Annotated in this window: 1 protein-coding gene; it reads right to left on the reverse strand. The window is 62.2% G+C overall.

The window, feature by feature from the left end:
- Window positions 1-1,748: methyl-accepting chemotaxis protein (locus tag DBR18_RS19570; RefSeq protein ID WP_256588799.1), on the reverse strand; the 1,748-nt coding region annotated here is incomplete at its 3' end.
- Window positions 1,749-1,839 lie beyond the last annotated feature (91 nt).

Genomic DNA, 1,839 nt, shown 5'->3' on the forward strand with positions numbered 1-1,839 from the left:
TTCATGTCGCTGATGCGCTCGACCTGCCCGGTAATCGCGGTCAACGAGGCGCCCGTGCGCTGGCTCGACTCAACCCCGGTGCCGGTTGCGGCCTGCCCGGTGCGCATCGAGGACACTGCATTCTCGGCGCCCTGCTTGAGACTGCCGATCATCTGCTGGATCTCGTCGGTAGACGCCTGAGTCCTGCGCGCCAGAGTTCGAACCTCATCAGCCACCACGGCAAATCCACGGCCCATGTCCCCGGCGCGCGCCGCTTCAATCGCCGCGTTGAGCGCCAGCAGATTGGTCTGCTCGGACACCCCGCGAATCACCGCCAGCACCGAGTCGATCGACGCCACCTGATGCGCCAGCTCACCGACGGCGCCGGCCGCTACGCCAATTTCATCGGACATGCTTTCTATATGACGGATCGAACCGCCGACCACTTCCCGCGCCTGCAGCGCTTCATCCCGTGCGGTTTGCGAGGCCAGCGCGGCGTTGCCGGCGTTCTGCGCGATTTCCTGCACGGTCAGGCCCATCTCATGCACTGCCGTGGCGACCATGTCGGTCATTTCCTGCTGACGCCCGGAGCGTTCGGCGGTGTTTTCCACCACCTTCGCCACCTGCCCCACCGCCGTGCGCAAACGCTCGCTGGTGGTCAGCACTTCGCCAATCAGCCCGCGCTGGCTGTCGAGGAAACGGTTGAAGCCCCGGGCCAGATCGCCCAGTTCATCGGCGCGGCTGGAATCTAACCGATGGGTCAAATCTCCACCGCCGCTACCGATTGCTACCAGCGCAGCTGTTACCTGACGAATCGGTCGTACCAGCCCTTGGGCCAGCCACACCACCAGCGCCAGGCACACCAGTGCCACCGCCAGACCGATGCCGCCACTCATCCACATCGCCTTGCGGGCCTCGGCGTAGATCTGCGACTGCGGCACTTCGGCCACCAGCGTCCAGCCCAGATCGCGCAGCGGCAGGCTGAAGGCGAGGAAGTCTTCGCCATCGCGCTGGAAGGAACTGTTGGTGGCGACTTTTTGACCCATGACCGCTTGCGCAGCCGACGCGCCAATCTGCTCCGTGAGGGTGCGCTTGCCGCTGAACTGCGCCTCGGGATGGACCTGGATCAAACCGTCCGAACGCACGAGATAGACCTTGCCGCGCTCGCCAAAGCTGAAGTTGTGGATCAGCAGCGACAGCTCTTTCATGCTCAGGCCCAGCCCGGCCACGCCGACCACTTTGCCGGCCTGCTCGACCTTCAAATCGATGAACAGCGCCAATTCTCCGGTGGCGCCATCGTTGTCGATATTCAGGGTGCGCGGCTGATTGCTGTCGAGGAAGGAATAGAACCAGGCATCCGCCGGTTTGGCCCGACTGAGGGTGCGGTCGAGGCCTTTTTCGGTAATGTAGTGATTGGAGTCGGTGCCGATGATCAGCGCGGTGAAGGCTTTGTGTTCGGCGCGGATGCCTTCCAGATACTGCGCAAAGGCCGCGGTTTTGCTGCTGTCTTCACCTGAAGCCAGCCAGTCGCGGACCATGCTGTTGCTGGCGATGTCCTTGGCGGCGGTCAACGGTTGCACGAGGATGCGTTCGATGTCGTTGCGTGTCGCTTCGATGCTCGACGGCAACGCTTGTTCGACCAGATAGCTCTGGGCGAGGCGGTTGACCACCAAGGTATAAATGCCAACCACGATCAGGATGCTGACCAGCAGGGCGGTGCCCATGCTGAGAATCAGCTGCCATTGAATACTGCGTCGCCACAACTGCATGGAGCACCCCCAAAGAATAAGTGGCCGAAACAATGCAACAGCCGTGCCGATTGTATACAACCTGATCGACAATCTATTCTTTGGTTGTGCG

The organism is Pseudomonas sp. HMWF021, from assembly GCF_003061005.1.
Lineage (GTDB): Bacteria > Pseudomonadota > Gammaproteobacteria > Pseudomonadales > Pseudomonadaceae > Aquipseudomonas.